The organism is Pseudomonas veronii, assembly GCF_001439695.1.
Lineage (GTDB): Bacteria > Pseudomonadota > Gammaproteobacteria > Pseudomonadales > Pseudomonadaceae > Aquipseudomonas > Aquipseudomonas veronii.
In genome coordinates, this window is the sequence record NZ_JYLL01000002.1 from 290,770 (window position 1) to 312,232 (window position 21,463).

General features: G+C 62.9%; 22 protein-coding genes. 11 read left to right on the plus strand and 11 right to left on the minus strand.

Annotation, left to right across the window (positions count from 1 at the left end; all coding sequences use genetic code 11):
• Positions 1-116: 116 nt before the first annotated feature.
• The 6 genes from motD to yegS all read left to right on the plus strand — a co-directional run bounded on the left by motD (position 117) and on the right by yegS (position 4,705).
• Entirely contained in the window at positions 117-1,004 is an 888-nt protein-coding gene (motD, locus tag TU80_RS03840) for a flagellar motor protein MotD (RefSeq protein WP_017849389.1), read from the plus strand.
• Positions 1,005-1,054: 50 nt separating this feature from the next.
• Positions 1,055-1,843, plus strand: a complete 789-nt coding sequence (locus TU80_RS03845) for a ParA family protein (protein WP_017849390.1) — start codon at positions 1,055-1,057, stop codon at positions 1,841-1,843.
• Positions 1,843-2,655 (plus strand): CheW domain-containing protein, encoded by an 813-nt coding sequence (locus TU80_RS03850; RefSeq protein WP_017849391.1) that lies wholly within the window; start codon positions 1,843-1,845, stop codon positions 2,653-2,655. Before TU80_RS03845 ends, TU80_RS03850 begins: the two co-directional genes overlap by 1 nt.
• Positions 2,656-2,735: 80 nt before the next feature.
• The gene (locus TU80_RS03855) at positions 2,736-3,218 is read left to right on the plus strand and encodes a chemotaxis protein CheW (RefSeq protein WP_017849392.1); all 483 of its coding nucleotides are present in this window, start codon (positions 2,736-2,738) and stop codon (positions 3,216-3,218) included.
• On the plus strand, positions 3,219-3,611 hold the full coding sequence (locus tag TU80_RS03860; protein ID WP_046382529.1) for a DUF2802 domain-containing protein: 393 nt from the start codon (positions 3,219-3,221) through the stop codon (positions 3,609-3,611).
• 173 nt (positions 3,612-3,784) lie between these two features.
• On the plus strand, positions 3,785-4,705 hold the full coding sequence (gene yegS / locus TU80_RS03865) for a lipid kinase YegS (RefSeq protein WP_046382530.1): 921 nt from the start codon (positions 3,785-3,787) through the stop codon (positions 4,703-4,705).
• On the opposite strand, the gene TU80_RS03870 is transcribed toward yegS, so the two are convergent.
• The 3 genes from TU80_RS03870 to TU80_RS03880 all read right to left on the minus strand — a co-directional run bounded on the left by TU80_RS03870 (position 4,664) and on the right by TU80_RS03880 (position 6,942).
• Positions 4,664-5,323, minus strand: coding sequence for a response regulator transcription factor (locus TU80_RS03870; protein WP_057003876.1), 660 nt, complete (start codon positions 5,321-5,323; stop codon positions 4,664-4,666). The genes yegS and TU80_RS03870 overlap by 42 nt on opposite strands.
• A complete protein-coding gene (locus TU80_RS03875) occupies positions 5,320-6,213 on the minus strand; it encodes a sensor histidine kinase (RefSeq protein ID WP_046382531.1) in 894 nt (297 codons plus the stop codon). Before TU80_RS03875 ends, TU80_RS03870 begins: the two co-directional genes overlap by 4 nt.
• 279 nt (positions 6,214-6,492) lie before the next feature.
• Entirely contained in the window at positions 6,493-6,942 is a 450-nt protein-coding gene (locus TU80_RS03880; RefSeq protein WP_169865368.1) for a hypothetical protein, read from the minus strand.
• Positions 6,943-7,493: 551 nt separating this feature from the next.
• Here TU80_RS03880 and TU80_RS03885 point away from each other — a divergent pair.
• Positions 7,494-8,429 (plus strand): chemotaxis protein CheV, encoded by a 936-nt coding sequence (locus TU80_RS03885; RefSeq protein ID WP_046382532.1) that lies wholly within the window; start codon positions 7,494-7,496, stop codon positions 8,427-8,429.
• 39 nt (positions 8,430-8,468) lie between these two features.
• Positions 8,469-9,275, plus strand: coding sequence for an MOSC domain-containing protein (locus TU80_RS03890; protein WP_046382533.1), 807 nt, complete (start codon positions 8,469-8,471; stop codon positions 9,273-9,275).
• Positions 9,276-9,337: 62 nt separating this feature from the next.
• Here the strand turns inward: TU80_RS03890 and ppnP are convergent, their stop codons facing one another.
• From ppnP to TU80_RS03925, 7 genes are all read right to left on the minus strand, one after another.
• The gene (gene ppnP, locus TU80_RS03895; RefSeq protein ID WP_017849400.1) at positions 9,338-9,622 is read right to left on the minus strand and encodes a pyrimidine/purine nucleoside phosphorylase; all 285 of its coding nucleotides are present in this window, start codon (positions 9,620-9,622) and stop codon (positions 9,338-9,340) included.
• A gap of 64 nt (positions 9,623-9,686) precedes the next feature.
• Positions 9,687-10,229 carry a 3'-5' exonuclease gene (locus TU80_RS03900; protein ID WP_057003877.1) on the minus strand — a complete coding sequence of 181 codons (543 nt, stop codon included), beginning with the start codon at positions 10,227-10,229 and terminating at the stop codon, positions 9,687-9,689.
• Between the two features lie 73 nt (positions 10,230-10,302).
• Positions 10,303-12,216 (minus strand): acetyl/propionyl/methylcrotonyl-CoA carboxylase subunit alpha, encoded by a 1,914-nt coding sequence (locus tag TU80_RS03905; protein ID WP_057003878.1) that lies wholly within the window; start codon positions 12,214-12,216, stop codon positions 10,303-10,305.
• The gene (locus tag TU80_RS03910; RefSeq protein WP_046484819.1) at positions 12,213-12,980 is read right to left on the minus strand and encodes an enoyl-CoA hydratase/isomerase family protein; all 768 of its coding nucleotides are present in this window, start codon (positions 12,978-12,980) and stop codon (positions 12,213-12,215) included. Before TU80_RS03910 ends, TU80_RS03905 begins: the two co-directional genes overlap by 4 nt.
• Positions 12,977-14,134: a citronellyl-CoA dehydrogenase gene (atuD, locus tag TU80_RS03915; protein ID WP_046382537.1), complete on the minus strand. Its 1,158-nt coding sequence runs from the start codon at positions 14,132-14,134 to the stop codon at positions 12,977-12,979. The genes TU80_RS03910 and atuD overlap by 4 nt, the downstream gene beginning before the upstream one ends.
• A gap of 528 nt (positions 14,135-14,662) precedes the next feature.
• Positions 14,663-16,279: a geranyl-CoA carboxylase subunit beta gene (atuC, locus tag TU80_RS03920; protein ID WP_057003879.1), complete on the minus strand. Its 1,617-nt coding sequence runs from the start codon at positions 16,277-16,279 to the stop codon at positions 14,663-14,665.
• 75 nt (positions 16,280-16,354) lie between these two features.
• Complete coding sequence (locus TU80_RS03925; RefSeq protein WP_057003880.1) at positions 16,355-18,133, minus strand: acyclic terpene utilization AtuA family protein; 1,779 nt, start codon at positions 18,131-18,133, stop codon at positions 16,355-16,357.
• Positions 18,134-18,287: 154 nt separating this feature from the next.
• Here TU80_RS03925 and TU80_RS03930 point away from each other — a divergent pair, with 154 nt between their 5' ends.
• Positions 18,288-18,911 (plus strand): TetR/AcrR family transcriptional regulator, encoded by a 624-nt coding sequence (locus TU80_RS03930; RefSeq protein WP_046382540.1) that lies wholly within the window; start codon positions 18,288-18,290, stop codon positions 18,909-18,911.
• A 92-nt stretch (positions 18,912-19,003) separates the two neighbouring features.
• Complete coding sequence (locus tag TU80_RS03935) at positions 19,004-19,792, plus strand: substrate-binding periplasmic protein (protein ID WP_079444439.1); 789 nt, start codon at positions 19,004-19,006, stop codon at positions 19,790-19,792.
• A 36-nt stretch (positions 19,793-19,828) separates the two neighbouring features.
• On the opposite strand, the gene TU80_RS03940 is transcribed toward TU80_RS03935, so the two are convergent.
• Complete coding sequence (locus TU80_RS03940; protein WP_017845800.1) at positions 19,829-20,380, minus strand: RNA polymerase factor sigma-70; 552 nt, start codon at positions 20,378-20,380, stop codon at positions 19,829-19,831.
• A gap of 303 nt (positions 20,381-20,683) precedes the next feature.
• Here TU80_RS03940 and TU80_RS03945 point away from each other — a divergent pair, with 303 nt between their 5' ends.
• Entirely contained in the window at positions 20,684-21,436 is a 753-nt protein-coding gene (locus tag TU80_RS03945; protein ID WP_057003881.1) for a thioesterase II family protein, read from the plus strand.
• Positions 21,437-21,463 lie beyond the last annotated feature (27 nt).

The window sequence follows — 21,463 nt, forward strand, 5'->3', positions numbered from 1 at the left end:
TTGTTCGCGAAAATCGTCAACGATGACGCGGGCATTTTGGACGAACGCGTTGCTCTCGGATTTTTCGCGAGCAAGCTCGCTCCTGCAGGTGATTCGTTTTGCGGAGGTAATCGTCTGTGAGCCGTCGCCGTCGCGAGCCTGAAGAACACGTCAACCATGAACGCTGGCTGGTGTCCTACGCGGACTTCATCACCTTGCTGTTCGCGTTTTTCGTGGTGATGTACTCCATCTCGTCGATCAACGAAGGCAAGTACAAAGTCATTTCCCAAGCGCTGATCGGCGTGTTCAACGACGCCGATCGTTCGCTCAAGCCGATCCCGATCGGCGAAGAGCGGCCCAAGACCGTGACCCCGGCCAAGCCGCTGGTCAACGACAGCGATGAGACCTCCGCCGGCATGGGCGGCACCGGCGACCCGCTGAAAAGCATCGCCGACGATATCAGCGCCGCGTTCGGCGACTTGATCAGCTCCAACCAGATGACCGTGCGCGGCAATGAGTTGTGGGTGGAGATCGAGCTCAATTCGAGCCTGCTGTTCGCCAGCGCCGATGCCATGCCCAGCGACCAGGCGTTCACCATCATCGACAAGGTGGCGGCGATCCTCAAGCCGTTTGAAAACCCGATCCACGTCGAAGGCTTCACCGACAATATCCCCATCAGTACCGCGCAGTACCCGACCAACTGGGAGCTGTCGTCGGCCCGGGCGGCGAGCATCGTGCGGATGCTCGCGATGCAGGGCGTGAACCCCGGTCGCCTGGCGTCGGTCGGCTACGGCGAGTTCCAGCCGGTGGCCAATAACGCCACGGCGGAAGGCCGCGCCCGCAACCGCCGGGTGGTGCTGGTGGTCTCGCGCAACCTGGATGTGCGCCGCAGCCTGACCGGCACCGGCACGGCAAATGCAACCCCGGACGCGGCATTGAAGCGGGCTGGCACACAAACTGCACCGGCCCTTGCAAAGCCGCCGGTACGGCAAAGCTCCGTCAATTCTCCGTCACCGGCTCAATAACCTATGCACTGTCTCGGTCGCGCCTGTGCCCGCCGGGAGGAATCAACCGAATGAGAGTCTGGGCAGTTGCCAATCAAAAAGGTGGAGTCGGCAAGACCACCACCTCCATCGCCTTAGCCGGCTTGCTGGCCGAGGCGGGCAAGCGCGTGGTCGTGGTCGACCTGGACCCCCACGGCTCGATGACCAGCTATTTCGGCTACGACCCGGACGCGCTGGAGCACAGCTGCTACGACCTGTTCCTGCACAAGGGCAGCGTGCCGAGCGATCTGCCTGGGCAACTGCTGCTGCCCACCAGCAATGAAAGCATTTCCCTGCTGCCGTCGAGCACCGCCCTGGCCACCCTTGAGCGCCAGTCGCCGGGGCAGAGCGGCCTGGGTCTGGTGATCGCCAAGACCCTGGCGCAACTGTGGCAGGACTTCGACTACGCGATCATCGACAGCCCGCCGTTGCTCGGTGTGCTGATGGTCAACGCCTTGGCGGCCAGCCAGCAGTTGGTGATCCCGGTGCAGACCGAGCACCTCGCGGTCAAGGGCCTGGAACGCATGGTCAGCACCCTGGCGATGATCAACCGCTCACGCAAACAGGCGCTGCCGTTCAGCATCGTGCCGACGTTGTTCGACCGCCGCACCCAGGCGTCCCTCGGCACCTTGCGCGTACTGCGCGACGCCTACCCGGACACCATCTGGCAAGGCTATATCCCGGTGGACACGCGCCTGCGCGACGCCAGCCGCGCCGGCCTGACCCCTTCGCAGTTCGACGGTAAAAGTCGCGGCGTGCTGGCGTACCGCGCGCTGCTCAAGCACCTGCTGTCGCAACAGCTTGTGGCGCAGGTGGCGTGATGAACCGTCCTGTCGAACTCAAGGTCAAGACGCGGCCGCAACTGGCACTGGAATCCTACCTGGATGCCTTGCTGCAGGACGCGACCGAGGAAGAACTGCCGGAACCGCTGCTGGTCCTCGAACCCGCCGTAGACGCACAAAGCACACTGGATGAATTCCAGTTGGCGGTGCTGGAAGAACAGGCGCGTGATGCGCAGGTGATGGTGCCGAGTCCACCGGTCGTGGTTGCGCCTGTAGTGGTTGCGCCTGTGCCGGTCGCACCCGTGGTGGTCGAGCCGGTGGTTGAAGTCCACCTGCCGCCGAGCATCACACCGCCGCCGGTCACCGGCGACGGCCGCCCGGCGTGGGCCGCCGAGCCGTTCGAATGCCTGCTGTTCGACGTCGCCGGGTTGACCCTGGCGGTGCCGCTGGTGTGCCTGGGCTCGATCTATTCCCTGGAAGGCCAGGAGCTGACACCGCTGTTCGGGCAACCGGAGTGGTTCCTCGGCATCCTGCCCAGCCAGGCCGGCAACCTCAAGGTGCTGGACACCGCGCGCTGGGTGATGCCCGACCGCTACCGCGATGATTTCCGCCAGGGCTTGCAATACGTGATTTCGGTGCAAGGCTACGAGTGGGGGCTGGCCGTGCATCAAGTCAGCCGCTCGTTGCGCCTGGACCCGAATGAAATCAAATGGCGCAGCCAACGGGGCCAGCGCCCTTGGTTGGCGGGCACCGTGATCGAACACATGTGCGCGTTGCTCGACGTTGCCGAACTGGCCGAGTTGATCGCCAGCGGCGCGGTCAAGTCGATGCCGGGCCAGCAACGCAGTTAATTGAACAAGATCGGCCGCACGGTTGTGCGGCCAAAGAAGCACACACGCCGTGTCCAACGGCATTTGAAGGGGTCAGGGGTATGAATAAGTCAGCGTCCGCACAAGGTTTGGATGATCCGATCCTGCAATGGGTTACCTTCAAACTGGACAACGAGTCCTACGGCATCAACGTCATGCGCGTGCAGGAAGTGCTGCGCTACACCGAAATCGCTCCGGTTCCGGGTGCGCCAAGCTACGTGCTGGGCATCATCAACCTGCGCGGCAACGTGGTGACGGTGATCGACACCCGCCAGCGTTTCGGTCTGATACCGACCGAAGTCAACGACAACACCCGCATCGTCATCATCGAGGCCGACAAGCAAGTGGTCGGGATCATGGTCGACAGCGTGGCCGAAGTGGTTTACCTGCGCCAATCGGAAGTGGAAACCGCGCCGAACGTGGGTAACGAAGAGTCGGCCAAGTTCATCCAGGGCGTCTGCAACAAGAACGGCGAACTGCTGATTCTGGTCGAGCTGGACAAAATGATGAGCGAAGAAGAATGGTCGGATCTGGAGAACATCTGATTGTTCCTTGAAGCAGCGGTGATCGTCCTGGCCCTGTTGTGGGCCGGGACGTTGGCGTTTTTGCTGCGCTATGTGCGCCAGCAACGCGAGTGGGTGGTGCAACAGGCCGAACGCGATGCCGTGCGTGACCGGCGCGTGGTGGAGTTGGCCAAGCGCGTCGATCACTTCCAGCAAAGTGCGGTGCGGGTCGGGGATGAGGTGCATGAACTGCGCGCGATCCTCGGGCCGTTGCCGGACAAGCTGGCGCAGATTGAACAGCGCGATCCGTCCAGCCTGTCTTTTGCCCAGGCGGCGAAGCTGGTTGGCATGGGCGCGACCGTGGATGAGCTGACGCAGTCGTGCGGCTTGACCCAGGCTGAGGCGCAGTTGATGAGTAAGTTGCACAAAAGCTGATTGCGCGCTGATGGGTATCTAGCGATCCAACTGTAGGCGCTGGCTTGCCCGCGCTTACAGGAAAGCAGCCTGGCGTCGCCCCTGGCCAATTAAATTGCAAACCCGATGGCTTTTTTTATCTCCTCAAAGGTCAACATCCTTCAAGCACCTTTGACCCCAGGAGAGCTCCCCCCATGACCACCCACAAAGCCCTGTTGATCCTCCACGGCAAGCAAGCCCTCAACGAGGACGTGCGCGCTGCCGTGCTGGCTCGGCGTGAGCAGGGCTGGGAGCTGGCGGTGCGGGTGACATGGGAGGGCGGCGACGCGCAGCGGCTGGTCAACGAGGCCCTGGACGGCGGGTACACGCACATCATTGCCGGCGGCGGTGACGGCACCTTGCGCGATGTGGCCGAGGCGATGGCCCAGGCCGGGACCGATGCGAGCCTGGTGCTGATGCCGTTGGGCACCGCCAATGATTTTGCCCGCGCCGCCGGTGTGCCGCTGCAGCCCGACCAGGCCCTGGCGTTGCTGGATGTGCCGGCCAGGGCGATCGACCTCGGCCGCGTCGGCGGGCAAGTATTCCTCAACATGGCCACTGGCGGCTTCGGCAGCCAGGTCACCGCCAATACCTCCGAAGAACTGAAGAAAGTGCTGGGCGGCGCGGCCTATCTGTTCACCGGCTTGTCGCGCTTCAGTGAGTTGAAGGCCGCGTATGGCGAGCTGGAAGGCCCGGATTTCCATTGGAAAGGCGAGCTGCTCGCGCTGGGCATCGGCAACGGCCGCCAGGCCGGCGGTGGGCATGTGCTGTGCCCCGACGCACTGGCGGACGATGGGCTGCTGGACATCAGCATTTTGCCGGCCCCCCAGGAAGTGGTCGGCACCCTGCGTGAACTGATGAACAATGGCTGGGGCCTGGACACCATGTTTGTCCGCGCGCGCCTGCCGTGGGTCAAGATCAAGGTGGCGCAAGGTTTGTATATCAACCTGGATGGCGAACCGCTGCAAGGCGATGACCTGCATTTCGAGGTCGTGCCCAAGGCCCTGCGCGTCCATCTGCCGCCGGGTTCGCCCTTAGTCGTCCAGGCTGATGATCTGCTCGCGCACGGCAAATAACACCAGGCCCGCCACATCGAAAATCTGCAGGCGCTTCATGATTTGCGAGCGGTGGGCTTCCACGGTCTTGATGCTCAACCCGAGGCCGTGGGCGATTTCCCGGGTGGATTTGCCACGCACGACCAGGCGCAGGATTTCCAACTGGCGAGCGGTGAGGTTGTGGTTGTGGGCGACCGGGGAGGACGGGGCCTGATTGCGTACCAGCGCCTGGCTGATCACGGTGTGGGCAATCGCCGGGCTCAGGTAGCGCTCGTCATTGCTCAGCGCCAGCAGTGCCTGCTCCAGTTCGTTGGCGCTGGTGTCCTTGAGCAGGTAGCCATGGGCGCCGGCCTCCAGGGCACGCATGATCAGCTCCGGGTCGGTGTGCATCGACAGGATCAGCACCTTGCTCTTGGGGTAGGCCGTCTTGAGCTGGTGCAACGCATCCAGGCCGCCGGTGTGTTTCATCGACAGGTCCAGCAGCACGATATCCGGCAGCAGGGCGCTGAATGTTTCCAGCACCTGCGCGCCATCGCTGGCTTCGCCAATCACCGTGTAGCCGGGAATGTCCAGGACCAGCGCGCGGACGCCGGCCCTGATCAGTGCGTGGTCATCCACCAGGAGTAAAGTGCGGGTCACTCGAGAACCTTCAGGGGACTGGCCCGTTCGAGGGCGCGCGGCGCCCAGGGGAAAAGTGCGTCGATCCGGGTGCCTTTGCCTGGCTGGCTGCTGACGGACAAGGTGCCCCCCAGTTGATCAATCCGCTCGGACATGCCCGCCATGCCCCGTTGGCCTTCCAGGCCTGGGTTGCTGGCGGGCGAAAAGCCCTGGCCGTCATCACTGATAAACAGCGACAGGCCCTGGGGCAGGCGTTGCAGGCGAACCAGCAGGTTTTGCGCCTGGGCATGGCGCAGCATGTTGGTCACCGCTTCCTGGGTGATGCGAAAAGCGGCCACGGCCATTTCTTCGGGAATGCCGGTCAGCCGTTGCTGGCATTCCAGGCTCCAATGAATCGAGGTGTTTCCCAGGGTCTTGAGCAGGTGCGCGCGCAGGCTGGCTTCCAGGCCCAGGCTGGCCAACTGACGCGGGTTGAGAATGGCGGACACGTCGCGCACCTTGGCCAAGGTCTCGTTCAGGGTGTTGCACAGCACTGTGCATTGGCCCTGCAGGTCTTCCGGCAGGCGGCGCTTGAGCCATTCGCTTTGCAGCTTGGCGGCGGTGAGCAATTGGCCGATATCGTCGTGCAGCTCTCGGCTGAGGCGGTGCCGCTCGTTTTCCTGGACTTGCAGCAGGCGATCGGCCAGTTCCTGGGGCTGGAACTTGATCGATTTACGTGAGTTCCACTGCCGCAGGCCCACCAGCACCAGGGTGGCCACGTTGATCAGCAACACCATCAATGGCAAGGGCGTGGAGCGAGCGTAGGCCCACAGCCCCAGCAGCAGTGAGCACAGGCACAACACGAGAACCAGTCGACGGGCATTGCTGCGGGAAGCGGATTTGACGAGGAGTGACTTGAGGCTGGCGTACATAGCGGATGCTTTTCACGTTTTATGCATCATGACGTTAGGTCACTTCGAGGGCGGCATGGTACCACTTTGCTTACCGTTGGTCGCCAGGCGTCATTTGCACGGAGTGGGGGCATGCCTATTAAGAATAGTTATATGTTGGCGGTTATTTGGTATGGATTGGCTTTATAGCGCGGGCAACTTGGTTGTCGCCACTTATTGCAGGGCACATTAGTTATTCTTGTCGTTTTTGGGCAAGACGCTGGGTGAAAGCGACACCTTAGTGCTTAACGGCGCAGTCATTCATGAAACGTGGTGCAGACGCTGTTGCGGCTTATTGGTGAAGTCCTTCTGCGGGATCTGGAGAGTGACCGTCGCAATCAGTGAGGTTTGTTCACTTTCATCCAGGCTCAACTCACCGGTGCGGGTGTCGATCAACTCCAGCTGCCACGCCAGTAACGTCAGGCAGTTGTTCAAGGCATCGAGGGCCTGATCGTGCAGTTGCAAAGGGCTCTGCGCGTTGGCAATCAGGTCCTGGATATGTCGCGAGAACTCGCTGATCGCCTGCAGAGCCAGATCATCGGCCTTTTCGGCGAGCGCCGTGAGGCTGAACTTCATGCAGTCGATGGCATCGCTGTCATTACGAATCAAATGCAGATGGCTCAAGCACTCTTCCGACTTTCTCAGCAGCTTTTCGGCCTCTAGCAGGAATTCGGGAAGTGTGGTTTGCCACTCGTTCGCGCTATTCATCATGCAAGTCTCCACAGCATACGGTCGGGCGATGAGATGTCGCACTGCGTGAATAGCGTAAAACTACCGCTGAAAGATGACTGAAATCTGTAGGGCGCTTCTGAGACTTTAGTAGGACGTTTATTTGAATGATCATGCGAGGCGCGCACTGCCCTCGTCATCGGGGCCGATTGCGCAACTTCGATTGCCGACAGGTGAGTGTCCGGAAGGCCCGCGGGCCTTGGGCTTACGATGGCAAACAAAAGCCTGACTCCATTCATGCAATGAGAATGGCGTCACATTAATGGCAATTAGATATCGCGAATATCAGGTTGGGCCTGATTGTGCCTAGGGGAATCCCTTACGCAGCGGAACCTTGCGCCGATTTGAATGTCGCGCAATGTTGCGATTCTGCCCAATGAAGAGGCCTGTGCAGTAAAGCATGATGTCAGTGTGACATCAATGGATTTGCGTGGCATTTTACAGGGGTCAAGGTCTGGCGCTTGCCGCCGATAACAAGCTTAGCGAACCGCATAATCCCTTAGCGCGACCTGCGCGCATATCAGGAGCTTTTAATGGCCGGCATTCTCGACACGGTAGATCAACGCACACAATTGGTGGGTGAGAATCGCCTGGAGATTCTCATGTTTCGCCTGGCCGGGCGGCAGCTGTTCGCGATCAACGTGTTCAAGGTGCAGGAGGTCTTGCAACTGCCCAAGCTGACCCTGATGCCTCAGCGCCACCCGTTTGTGTGCGGCGTGGTCAACCTGCGGGGCCAGACCCTGCCGGTGATCGACCTGTCCCAGGCCATCGGCATGCGCCCGCTGGTGCCGGGGCCCAACAGCACCATCATCGTCACCGAGTACAACCGCTCGGTGCAGGCGTTCCTGGTGGGCGGCGTCGATCGCATCGTCAACATGAACTGGGAAGCCATCCTGCCGCCGCCGACCAGCGCCGGGCGCCAGCACTACCTCACGGCCATCAGCAAGGTCGATGACCAGTTGGTGGAAATCATCGACGTGGAAAAAGTCCTCGCCGAGATCGTGCCATACAACGCCAAGGTCTCCCGCGATAAACTCGATGACCCGATACTGGAGCGCGCCCGTGGCCGTGAAGTGCTGCTGGTGGACGACTCCAATGTCGCGCTGTCGCAGTTGCGCGACACCCTGGGCCAGTTGGGCGTGAAGATGCACATCGCCAGTGACGGCCTCAAGGCGCTGAACATGCTCAAGGCCTGGGCCGACAGCGGCCAGGTGATGACCGACAAATTGCTGATGATCTTCACCGACGCCGAAATGCCTGAGATGGACGGCTACCGCCTGACCACCGAGATCCGCAATGACCCACGCCTGCGTGAGCTGTACGTGGTGCTGCACACCTCGCTGTCGGGCAGTTTCAACGAGTCGATGGTGAAGAAGGTCGGGTGCGATAACTTCCTGTCCAAATTCCAGCCGGACAAGCTGGTGGATGTGGTGCGTCAGCGACTGATGCTGGACGAAGCGCCGGCTTGACCTTAGGGTGACGGTTTTGCCCCTCAGGAATGCAGGCTCATGCTCCGTCTCAGCGCGCTGTACCGTTACCCTTTGAAATCCGGCAAGGCCGAAACGTTGCAGCAGATCGGCCTGGACAAGCTCGGGTTGGATGGCGATCGACGCTGGATGCTGGTGGACGAAGCCAGCGGGCGTTTTTTGACGCAGCGCGCCGTGGCGACGATGAGCCAGCTGTCGGCGCTGTGGAACCGCAGCGGTGGCCTGACCCTCAGTTCGCCTGGCTACGCAGCGCTGGACGTGGCGTTGCCCGGCAGCGAGGCTGAACTGCGCGGTGTGACCATCTGGCGCGACACCTTGCGCGTGCCGGATGCGGGCGATGCCGCCGCCGCCTGGGTCAGCGACTTTATCGGCAAGCCGACGCGGCTGGTCCACATCCCGCTGGAGCGCGCGCGCACCACACAAGCCGGTTATGGCAAGGACGATGATCAGGTCGCGTTCGCCGACGGTTACCCGTTGCTGCTGATCGGCCAGGCCTCCCTGGACGACCTGTCCCGGCACGTCGGTCGGCCCATGGAAATGCTGCGCTTTCGCCCCAACCTGGTGATCGACGGTGGCGATGCGTTCGCCGAAGACGGCTGGAAACGCCTGCGCATCGGCGATGTCGAGTTTCGTGTGGTCAAGCCGTGCTCACGCTGCATTCTGACCACCATCGACCCGCAGACCGGCGAGCGCAGTGCCGACCGCGAACCGTTCGTGACGCTGGAGGCCTATCGCAAGACCGAAGACGGCGCGATGTTCGGCCAGAACCTGGTCAACGATGGCGTGGGCCGCCTGGAAGTGGGCATGCCGGTGACTGTCCTCGAATAATGCGCCCCCAAAAAAAATGCCCGTCTCCTGCGAGACGGGCATTTTTTTCGCGCGGGAATTGCTTAGCCGCGGTATTCGCACAGGTAAGCGGTGTCCACGGCGACCTTCAGCTGGAACTTGCTGTTGGCCGGAACGTGGAACAGGCTGCCGGCGGCGAAGGTTTCCCAGGTGCTGCTGTCGGGCAGCTTGACGGTCAGGGCGCCGGATACCACGTGCATGATTTCACGCTGGGCGGTGCCGAATTCGTATTCACCCGGGGCCATGACGCCGATGGTCGCCGGACCTTCTGCGGTGCCGAAAGCGATCGACTTGACGGTGCCGTCGAAGTACTCGTTGACTTTAAACATGGGCGAATCCTCGGAAAAAGGGTCTGGAAAGGTCGGCCAGTATGCCCAAGGGCAAGGGAGCTGCCTAGACCGGCAAAATCAGCGGTAACAGGCGTGCGGTGTTGCGCGCATCTTCCAGCGCCCGGTGTTGCTGGCCATTGAACTGCATTCCCGCCAATTGCAGGGCGCTATTGAGCCCCGTTGGCTTGTCCAGGCGCCTGGCCTTGGCAAAGCGTTGCTTGAGGTTGATATGGGGCGTTTGGGCCAGCGCGCTGCTCAGGCCATGGCGCTGCCACTCCAGCTCGAGCTGCTGGCGATCGTAGTCGCCCCAGCTGGCCCAACCTTCCAGGTGTGCCTGATGCCGGCCCAGCCAGCGCTCGAACAGCGCCCACACTTCGCCGAAAGGCGCGGCGCTGTCCATGTTCGCCTGGGTGATATGGGTCAGCTTGCGGCAGAAGGGCGTCAGCAATGGACGCCGCTGCGGTCGCACAAAACGCTGGAAATGATCCAACTCGCGGCCCTGGCGGTTGACCAGGCTTGCGCCGATCTCGATGACTTCCATCTCCGTCACGGGCCAGCCGCCGTCATCCGTTGTGGCTTCAAGGTCAATAATCAGCCAATGAGGCATCGTGCAGGTTCCCGTACTCTTCCCGTCCTGATGGGGATAGAGCGTAGCCCGGCCGCGTAGTTCCGCCCAGGCTTTATTCGATCTCCAGCAACACCTGGCGATTGCGCACCTGATCGCCGGCCATGACCTGCACGGCCTTGACCACACCGTCGATGCCGGCCTTCAGCGGATGCTCCATTTTCATCGCTTCGAGCACCAGCAGCAGTTGCCCCTGAGTGACGCGTTCACCGGCGCGCACGCGCACATCGACGATGGCGCCGTCCATCGGCGCCTCGACCCTGCCGCCGCCGGCCGGGAGCTGGCGGTTGGCAACGTGGTGGTTGCGGTTGGTCACGCTCACGCCCGGTAGCCACAGCTGGGCACCGTCGAGGTGGTAGGCACTGCGGCGGCGGATGCCGTTGATCACTGCGGTGGCCCAGCGGCCGTCGCTGCTGAGGTGGCGGATGTCGATGCCGTTGGCCTGCAGGTGATGGTCGGCGAGGACGCTGACCGTGATGTCCTGGACCGCATCGTCGACGGCCAACTGATAGCTCCACGGCACGTCAGCGCCGTTGCGCCACCCCGATAAGGCCGGGGCATGGGCCTGAGCGCTGTGTTGATAAAACAGCGCGGCGGCCAGGGCCAACTGTTCGGCGGATGCGCGGGGGCGGCGGATCTCGCTGAAGTGTTCGGCGATCAACGCGGTGCTGAAGTCGCCGTGGATAAACTTCGGGTGCTTGAGCAGGTCGGTCAACAGCTGCTGGTTGCTCGCCACGCCCAGCAGCACCGTGTCCTCCACGGCGCGCAGCAGCTTGCGCCGCGCCTCCTCGCGGGTGGCGCCATGGGCGACGATCTTGCCGAGCAGCGGGTCATAGAACGGGCTGATGCGCTGACCTTCGAGAACCCCGTGGTCGACCCGCACGCCCGCGGCCGGTTCCCAGCGCAGCACCGCACCGGTTTGCGGCAGAAAGCCCTGGGCCGGGTCTTCGGCGTACAGGCGCACTTCCATGGCGTGGCCGCTGAGGCTGACCTGCGCTTGCTGTAACGGCAGCGGTTGGCCGGCGGCAATTTGCAGTTGCCAGTCGACCAGATCGAGGCCGCTGATCAGTTCGGTGACTGGGTGTTCGACTTGCAGGCGAGTGTTCATCTCCAGGAAGTAGAACCGGCCGTCGCGGTCGAGCAGGAACTCCACCGTCCCGGCGCCGACGTAATTCACCGCACGCCCGGCCTTCAGCGTCGCGTCGCCCATGGCCTGGCGCAGGGCCGGGGTCATCACCGGGCAGGGCGCCTCTTCAATGATTTTCTGATGGCGGCGCTGGACCGAGCAGTCGCGTTCGCCGAGGTGGATCAGGTTGCCGTGGCTGTCGCCGAACAGTTGGATTTCGACGTGGCGCGGTTCGATCAGCGCCTGTTCCAGGATCAGTTCGTCACTGCCGAATGCATTCAGGGCTTCGGAGCGGGCGCTGCGCAGTTGCTCTTGCAGGTGTTCGCGCTGATGCACCAGGCGCATACCTCGGCCGCCGCCGCCGGCACTGGCCTTGATCATCAGCGGGAAGCCGATGCGTTCAGCTTCTATTTGCAACGTGGCGTCGTCCTGGGCGCTGCCTTGGTAGCCGGCGACGCACGGGACACCGGCCTCGAGCATGGCGAGTTTGGACCGGCGCTTGCTGCCCATCAGTTCGATGGCCTCGACGCTGGGGCCGATGAAGGTCAGCCCGGCGTTTATGCAGGCGCGGGCGAAATCGGGGTTTTCAGAGAGAAAGCCATAACCGGGGTGGACCGCGTCGGCACCGGTGCGTTGGGCTGCGCTGAGAATCGCCGGGATATTCAGGTAGGACTGCTGCACCGGCGCCGGGCCGATATTCACGGCTTCGTCGGCCATCTGCACGTGCGCAGCCTGGGCGTCGGCGTCGCTGTAGACCGCTACGGTGCGATAGCCCAAGGCCTGGGCGGTGCGCTGGATGCGGCAGGCGATTTCGCCGCGGTTGGCGATCAGGATCTTGTTCATTCGGCCCACCGTGGCTTGCGCTGTTGCACAAAGGCCTGGGTGCCTTCGATCCCTTCTTCGCCCGTCGCCGCCTCGGCGAACCACGCGGCGGCCTGATCCAGCAACGGCCCCAGCGGTTGCTCCGCGCTGGCCAGCAGCAAGGCCTTGGTCCGCCCATTCGCCCCCGGCGCGCAACGCAATACCTGGCCCAGCACTTCATCCAGGCGTTCGGCCAACGCCTGCGGATCGCGCTCGACAAAATGCACCACGCCCAAGCGCTCAGCCTCGACCCCGTCGAACCGCGCCGCCGTCAGCGCCAGCCGGCGCGCGTGCGTCAGACCGATGCGCTTGACCACAAACGGCGCGATCTGCGCCGGCAGCAAGCCCAGGCTGGTCTCGGGCAAGCCGAACTGCGCCTGGTGATCAGCCAGCGCAATATCACTGACGCACGCCAAACCAAAGCCACCGCCCAGCACCGCGCCTTGCAGCACCACGATCACCACTTGGGGCACGGCTTCAACTTCCTGCAGCAAGGTGCCGAACGCGCGGTTCAGCGCCTGCAATTGCGCCTTGTCGCTGGCGCCGAGCAGGTCTTTCACGTCCGCCCCGGCACAGAAATGCCCGGCCGCGCCGCTGATCACCAGCGCGCGCACCTGATCGTCCAACTGCGCCAGCACCGCGCGCAGTTCATTGACCATCTCCAGGCTCATCGCGTTGCGGCTTTGCGGACGGTTGAGGGTGATGTGCAGCACCCCGTTATGGGGTTCGAGCAGCAGGGTGTTCATGGTTTTTTCCCCGGCAGGGTGCCCATCAGTTTGCAGATGATGCCCAGCATGATTTCGTCGGCGCCGCCGCCAATCGACACCAGGCGCATATCGCGATAGGCGCGGGCCACCGGGTTGTCCCACATAAAGCCCATGCCGCCCCAGTATTGCAGGCAACTGTCGCTGACTTCGCGGCCCAGCCGCCCGGCCTTGAGCTTGGCCATGGAGGCCAGGCGCGTCACGTCCTGGCCTTTGATGTACTGCTCGGTGGCCTGGTAGACCAGGGCGCGCAGGCATTCGATTTCGGTGGCCAGTTCGGCCAGGCGAAAGTGAATCACCTGATTGTCGATCAGCGCTTTGCCGAAGGTCTGGCGCTCCTTGCAGTATTCGATCGTGCTGTCGATGCAGGACTCCAGGCCCTTGATCATATTGGCCGCGCCAAACAGGCGTTCTTCCTGGAATTGCAGCATCTGCATCATGAACCCCGCGCCTTCATGGCCGATGCGGTTGCGTTGCGGCACACGCACGCCGTCGAAGAACACCTGGGCGGTCTCGGAGCTGTGCATGCCGAGTTTTTCCAAGGGCGGGCTGACGCTGATCCCCGGTGTGTTCATCGGCACCATGATCAGCGACTTGTTGAGGTGCGGCTTGTCGTCGGAGGTGTTGGCCAGCAGGCACATGAAGTCGGCGCTCGGCGAGTTGGTGATCCACATTTTGCTGCCGTCGATCACGTAGTCGTCGCCGTCCTTGCGTGCCTGGGTCTTCAGCCCGGCCACATCGGAACCGGCGCCGGCTTCCGAGACGCCGATGCAACCGACTTGCGCACCGCTGATCGCCGGGCGCAGGAATTCTTCGCGCAGTGCGTCGCAGCCGAAGCGGGCGAGGGCGGGGGTACACATGTCGGTCTGTACGCCGATGGACATGGGGATGCCGCCGCAGCGGATGCTGCCGAATTCTTCGGCGGCGACGATGGAGTAGCTGTAGTCCAGGCCCATGCCGCCGAATTGTTCGGGTTTGGAGATGCCCAGCAGGCCGAGGTCGCCGGCCTTGCGCAAGATATCGTGGATGGGGAAGCGGCCGGCTTTTTCCCATTCGTCGACGTGGGGGTTGATCTCGCGGTCGACGAAGGCGCGGACGGTGCGGCGCAGTGCCTGGTGTTCCTGGGTGAAGATCATTTTTTATTGTTCTCCGTGTGGGCGTTCTTCGGGTGTGCATGGCTCCGTCTGTGGGAGCTGGTTTGCTGGCGGTCTTGCAGCGGGTAGATATCCAATGGGCTCACCTCGCTCGAAATTGGGCTCACCTCGCTCCAAATGTGGGAGGGGGCTTGCCCCCGATGGCGGCCTCTGGGTCGACCATTTTTTTGGGTTGAGTACATATCCGTTTCTTTGGTAACGGCTGCTATGGGTTCCGCTCTTACAGCGGGTCACTTTTGGAAAAGAGCCCCAAAAGTAACCAAAAGGGCTCTTGCCCCACCACTCGGCACCTCGCCTAGGCTCGGTGTGCCCGAACGCAGGCTTGAATCCGTGGGCCGCCGTCATGGGCCATCCCTGGCCCAGGACGGCTAACCCGGCGTCCTGCCGGGTTACCCACGGATTCAAGCCTGCGTTCGGCCAGCGTGGTTTGACGGGGCGCCTAAGATCAAGATCAAGATCAAAAGCAGAGCAACAGCAGAGCAACAGCAGGGTTTTGTTGTCTTGATGACTTTAGAACCGTGCTACGCCAAAGCTGTTCGGTTGCAACGTCCGCATGTCGGCTTCCTGGCAAATATCCAGCAGGAACCCCAGCAACGTGCGGGTATCCCGTGGGTCGATCAGGCCGTCATCCCATAGGTTTGCACTGCCGTACAGCGCGGTGGATTGGCTGTCGAGTTTTTGTGCGGTGACTTGTTCCAGCATGTCGAGCATCTTGGGGTCGGGGGTCAGGCCGTCTTTCCGTTGTTTGGCTTCGGTGACGATGCGCAGCACTTTGCCGGCCTGGGCGCCGCCCATCACGGCGGTGCGGCTGTTGGGCCAGGCGAAGATGAAGCGCGGGTCGAGGCCGCGGCCGCACATGGCGTAGTTGCCGGCGCCGTAGGAGCCGCCGACCACCACGGTGAGTTTGGGCACACGGGCATTGGTCACCGCCTGGATCATCTTCGCGCCGTGCTTGATCACGCCTTGCTGTTCCGCCTCGGTGCCGACCATAAAGCCGGTGGTGTTGTGCAGGAACAGCAGCGGCGTGCGGCTCTGGTCGCACAGTTGGATGAATTGCGCGGCCTTGCTGGCGCCCTTGGGCGTGATCGGGCCGTTATTGCCGATCACGCCGACGGCGCGGCCCTGGATGTGCAGGTGGCCGCACACGGTATGTGCGTCGAACTCGCCCTTGAACTCGAGGAAGTTCGAACCGTCGGCCAGGCGTGCGAGGATTTCGCGGACGTCGTAGGGTTTTTTCGGGTCGTCGGGGATCAGCCCGAGCAGTTCGTCGATGGGGTACAGCGGCTCGGCATACGTGCGTTTGGGCATCGACGGCAGGCGCTCGTTCCACGGCAGCAGGCTGACGATCTCGCGCACGATCCGCACCCCGTCGGCATCGTTTTCCGCCAGGTATTCCGCGGTGCCGGCGATTTGCGCGTGCATCTCGGCGCCACCCAGTGCTTCATCGGTGGCGACTTCGCCGGTCGCGGCCTTGAGCAGCGGCGGGCCGGCCAGGAACAGCTTGGCCTTGCCGCGCACCACCACCACGTAATCCGACAGCCCCGGCTGATACGCGCCGCCCGCCGTGGCCGAGCCGTGGACCACGGTGATCTGCGGCAAGCCCATGGCCGACATGCGCGCCTGGTTGGCGAAGCTGCGCGCGCCTTCGACGAAAATCTCCGCCGCGTAGTTGAGGTTGGCGCCGCCGCTTTCGGCGAGGGTCACCACCGGCAGTTGGTTTTCCATCGCGATCTGTTGCAGGCGCAGGGATTTCTTCAGGCCCGTGGGGGAAATGGTGCCGCCCTTGATCGCGCTGTTATTCGCCACCACCAGCACGCGCACGCCGCTGACGTAACCGATTCCGGCGATCAACCCGCCGCCGGCGGCGCTGCCGTCCTTGTCGTCATGGAGTTTGTAGCCGGCCAGGCTGGCCAGTTCCAGGAACGGCGCGCCAGGGTCCAGCAGCAGGTTGAGGCGTTCACGCGGCAGCAATTGCCCGCGTTTGTCGAACTTGGGCTTGGCTTCCTGCGCCTTGCTCAACAGGTTCTGCTCCAACAGGCGCAGTTGCTGCAGGCTCGCCAGCAGCGCTTCGCGGTTGCGCACAAAGTCTGGGCTGTGGGCGTCGATCAGGGTTTCGATCACCGGCATGGTTTATGACTCCCCTTTGAGGACATCCGGCAGGTCGGCTTTGAAGATCGAGTCGAAGGCCACGGCAACGCTCCTTTACGTGAGTTGATCGGCGATGTGCTGCGGCACGGCGATGGGGATTTCCAGCAACTGCTGGGCAAAGGCCTTGCCCTGCGGGTCGATGCGCAGGCTGGCGATGCCGCCGCCGCCCAAGGCGTTTTCCAGCAGGAAGTTGAGGCTGTGGCTGCCGGGCAGGTACCAGCGTTCGACGCGACCGTGGACCGGGTCGAGCACGTGGCCCATCCAGTCGACGACCACGGCGGGGGTCAGGGCTTCGGCGATCCACGGCAGGTACGCCGGGTCGCGGGCAATCACCCCGACGTTGCTGTGGTTGCCCTTGTCGCCGGAACGGGCCACCGCGAGTTTCACCAGGGGCACGCTGGCATCGGCGCGGCCTTGGGGTTTGGGCGGTTCGAGGGCGGCGGCCGGCGTGCCCAGTGCGTGGCTGGCCGGAAGCGCGCAAGCGTGGCGTTCACCCTGCAAATCAATCGCCAGCTCACAGGACGATTTATCGATCAGGAACGAAAACAGTCGAATCAACGGATACACCGTCGGCCGCCCGCCGACGATGCCGGTCAGCCCCGGTGCCATGCCGGTGGCGGCCTGGGCGATTTCGCGGGCGAACAGCACCAGCGCCGGCTTGCTCGGGTGGCGCACCGCCAACTTCACCACCACCTCGCGGCAGTCCCGGCGTCGCGCATGCGCGCCGTAGGTGGCTTCGCTGCCGAGCAGTTCGATGTTCACCTCGGTGTAGGGCGCCCAACCGCGCTGGCTGAACAGCTCCGACGTCTTGTCGATAATCGCCTGGGCGACCCGCTCGGCCTTGGCCACCGCGTCGATCCCGGCGATCAGGCAACTGGCGGTGCAGCGAAAGCCATCCGGGTAAGTGGCGCTGACCTTGTATTGAGCGGTCGGCGGCAACCCCTTGGCACCGTGCAGACGCACACTGTGTTTGCCTTGCTGCTGCAATTTGACCTGGCTGAAATCGCAGATCACATCGGGCAGCAAGTAGGCGCGCGGGTCGCCGATTTCGTAGAGCAGTTGTTCGGCCACGCTCAGCTCGCTGATCAACCCGCCGCTGCCCGCGACTTTATTCACGGTGAACTGGCCGTCGGCGCTGACGTCGACGATGGGAAAACCGATGTGCTCGTAATCCGGCACGTCGCGCCAGTCGGTGAAGTTGCCACCGGTACACTGCGCGCCGCATTCGATGATATGCCCGGCCAGGGCGGCCTGGGCGAGGCGGTCGTAGTCCTGCCATGACCAGTTGAATTCATGCACCAACGCAGCGCTGACCACCGCGCTGTCGACCACCCGCCCGGTGATGACGATATCCGCCCCCAGCTCAAGCGCGCGGACAATGCCCGGCGCGCCGAGGTAGGCATTGGCGGACACGCACAGCGGCGGCAGCGGCGCGCCGTTGAACATGTCGACGCTGCCGCGCAGGTGTTTGAGTTGGGGCTGCAGGTCATCGCCCAGCAGCACGGCGATTTTCAGCGGCAGTTGCGCCGCGTCGCAGGCCGCTTGCAGGGCGGCGGCGCAGGCCTGGGGGTGGATGCCCCCCGCGTTGCTGATCACGCGGATGCCCTGGCGTTGGATCTCGGCCAGCAGCGGCGACAGCACCTCGACAAAGTCCGTGGCGTAGCCGGCCTGGGGATCTTTGATCCGCGCAGCGGCGAGGATCGACATCGTGACTTCCGCCAGGTAGTCGAACACCAGATAGTCCAGCTTGCCGCCGTGTACCAACTGGGCGGCGGCGGTGCAGGTGTCGCCCCAGAAGGCGCTGGCGCAGCCGATGCGAACCGTCTTGCTCATGAGAAATCCTTCCTCGAATGGCTGGCGACGAGACTACCAAGCAAGCGCTTGGTTTGTAAACTCCGGGCACAAGTTTTCAGCCAAGCGCTTGCTTGGCTGGCAGGCACGGCCTAAATTGCCGGCCAAGATGTCAGCAGACGTAAAGGAGAGCAGCATGGATGAGCACAAAGCCCTGCGGGTGATGCGCGCCATGGTCGACGGCGGCCAATTGACCGACCCCGACAGTGCCCGGGGCAAGTTGCTGCAAACCGCGGCTCACCTGTTTCGCAACAAGGGTTTCGAGCGCACCACCGTGCGCGACCTGGCCGGTGCCGTGGGCATCCAGTCCGGCAGCATCTTTCATCACTTCAAGAGCAAGGACGAGATCCTGCGCGCGGTGATGGAAGAAACCATCCGCTACAACACTGCGCTGATGCGTGCGTCGCTGGAAGAGGCGAGCACGGTGCGCGAGCGCGTGCTGGCGCTGATTCGCTGCGAATTGCAGTCGATCATGGGCGGCAGCGGCGAAGCCATGGCGGTGTTGGTGTACGAGTGGCGTTCGCTGTCGGCCGAGGGCCAGGCCCAGGTGCTGGCTTTGCGTGATGTCTATGAAGCGATCTGGCTGCAGGTGCTGGGCGAGGCCAAGGCCGCCGGCTATATCAAGGGGGATGTGTTTATCGCCCGGCGCTTCCTCACCGGTGCCTTGTCCTGGACCACAACTTGGTTCCGCGCCGAGGGCAGCTTGACCCTCGAGCAGTTGGCCGAAGAGGCGTTGTTGATGGTTTTGAAGGCTGATTGAGGCGCAAGCTATTAATTTTCCGGTGGAAGTTGTCTCGCCAGACAAAAACGCCTAGCTTATTGCCATCAGCAGGTTAAACGGTGTGTGCCTTAATGTTTTCGCCATGGCGACTGGCTGCAGGACTTACTTTATGGGCACTGGGCACCGTTGCGTGGATGCCGGCTTCGGCTGCGCAATTGGTGAGGATCGGCGCTGCGCATTTTCCGCCGTACACCGTGCGCCCCGAGCAGGGCGCCGACACCGGATTACTGCCGCAGTTGGTCGAAGCCCTGAACGCCTCGCAAACCGATTATCAGTTCGTGTTGGTGCCGACCTCGATCCCGCGACGCTTTCGCGATTTCGAGCAGGGCCGGGTCGACGTGGCGATTTTCGAAAACCCCGACTGGGGCTGGCAGAAGATTCCTCACACCACGGTCGACATGGGCCTGGAAGATGCCGAAATCTTCGTCGCCCAGCGTGAGCCCGATCGCGACCAGAATTATTTCGCCAGCCTTGGCGGCAAGCGCCTGGCGGTATTCAGCGGTTATCACTACGCCTTCGCCAACTTCAATGCCGACCCCAAGTTCATGGCCGAGCACTTCAACGCGACGTTGACCTACTCCCATGACAGCAACCTGCTGATGGTCGCGCGCGGTCGCGCCGATATCGCCCTGGTGACCCGCTCGTACCTGAGTGATTTTCTGGCGCGCAACGTCGACATGGCCGCCCAGTTCCTGATCTCGGAGCGCGTCGACCAGGTGTACCACCACTACGCGTTGCTGCGGCCCAAGGCGCCGATCAGCAGCGCAGCGTTTGCCGGCCTGCTCAAACGTTTGCGCGATGACGGCGAGCTGTTGAAGATATTCGAGCCCTATCGCATCGATGTGACGGCGGTGCCCTGAGGTTTCGGGAGACCAGGCTTCGCGCCGGGGCGAGTTTCAGAGCCGCCGTGCAAATGTATCGCTGTGACTGCCCGACACCTTGCGGCAATGCACCAGCGCATCGCGAATCATGAAGTTGACCAGGGTCGGCGAGACGCCGAGTTCCTTGGCGATGTCCTTTTGCGGCACGCCGTGCAGGCGGTACATCTCGAACGCATAGCGGGTGCGCTGGGGCAGTTCCGTCAGGGCGTCGGCGATGTTCTCCAGGGTGTTGAAATTGATGTGCGAAGTTTCCGGTGACGCGCCCTGAATCACCACATTCAAGCCTTCCTCTTCGGTCCCCGAATATTTGAGCTCCAGGGCCTGCTTGCGATAGTGATCGATCGCCAGGTTGCGCACGATCTGGAACAGATAACTCAATTGCGCCTTGAACGATGAGGTGATCGTCGGCGCCGATTGCAGCCGGAAGTAGGCATCCTGCACGACGTCTTCGGCCCGGGAGCGGCAGCCGGTAATACGTGCTGCGATCTTTACCAGAATCAGCCGATTATCGACGAATGCCTGGAGCAGCGGTGAGTCGCACCTGCCTGTGGATACTTGTTCCGTCATGGAAATCACCTTGATCGCAAAAGAGGTTAGGGGAGGGCGTCCGTGCTGAGGCCTCCTACACATCGGGCAACAAATTATGCTGAATGATAATTATTGTCAAATGAGAAGTCTGACTGATTTTGTCCGTGGGCTGAAGGTGTGAACCCCGTCTCGCTCGTCCACGACGACTAATTATTTGGCAGCGCCGTCCGTTCTTCTGGGTGACAGGTTCGTTGGTAAAACGGCCAAGGATCAGCACCCGCAGGAGGGCGAGATGGGTTTTTATCGTGCATATGGCGCGTTTCAGGTGGGGGGCGTCGAGCGATGAGCGCGCCGACTCGACTGCGCCTGTTCTGCCTGCCTTATTCGGGGGCCAGCGCCATGGTGTACGTGCGTTGGCGGCGTGTTCTGCCGGACTGGTTGCAGGTGTGCCCGCTGGAGTTGCCGGGGCGCGGTATGCGGATGGACGAGCCGTTGCAATGCGACATCGGCGCCTTGGCCGCGCAGTTGGCGGATGAAATCAGTCGTGACCTGAACGGCCCCTACGCGTTGTTCGGCCACAGCCTTGGCGGCCTGCTGGCGTTCGAGCTGGCGCACGCGCTCAAAGCGCGCAACGTGCCTGCGCCGCTGGCGCTGTTTGCGTCCGGCACCGCCGGCCCGGCGCGGCGCGACGTCAGCGAGTACGCCCGCGAAAAGACCGATGAGCAACTGATCGCCCGCCTGCGCGACCTGCAAGGCACCGCCGAAGCAGCCCTGGCCAACCGCGAATTGATGCAGTTGATGCTGCCGATCCTGCGCGCCGACTTCCTGCTCTGCGGCAGCTTCGCCTACGGCCGACGCGAGCCGCTGGGCATGCCGATTCATGTGTTCGGCGGCAAGCAGGACAGCGTGCGCGCCGACCAGTTACTCGACTGGCAGGCAGACGCCGCCAGCGGGTTTTCCCTGGACCTGTTCGACGGCCACCACTTCTTTCTGGTGCAGCACGAAAGCGCGGTGCTGCGCTGTGTGCGGCGCTACGCCGAGGAACACCTGGCGCGCTGGCGCAATGGCGCGGTGCGGCGACTGACCGCCGGCTGAACCCTTCCCGATTTTCCCGTAAGCCGA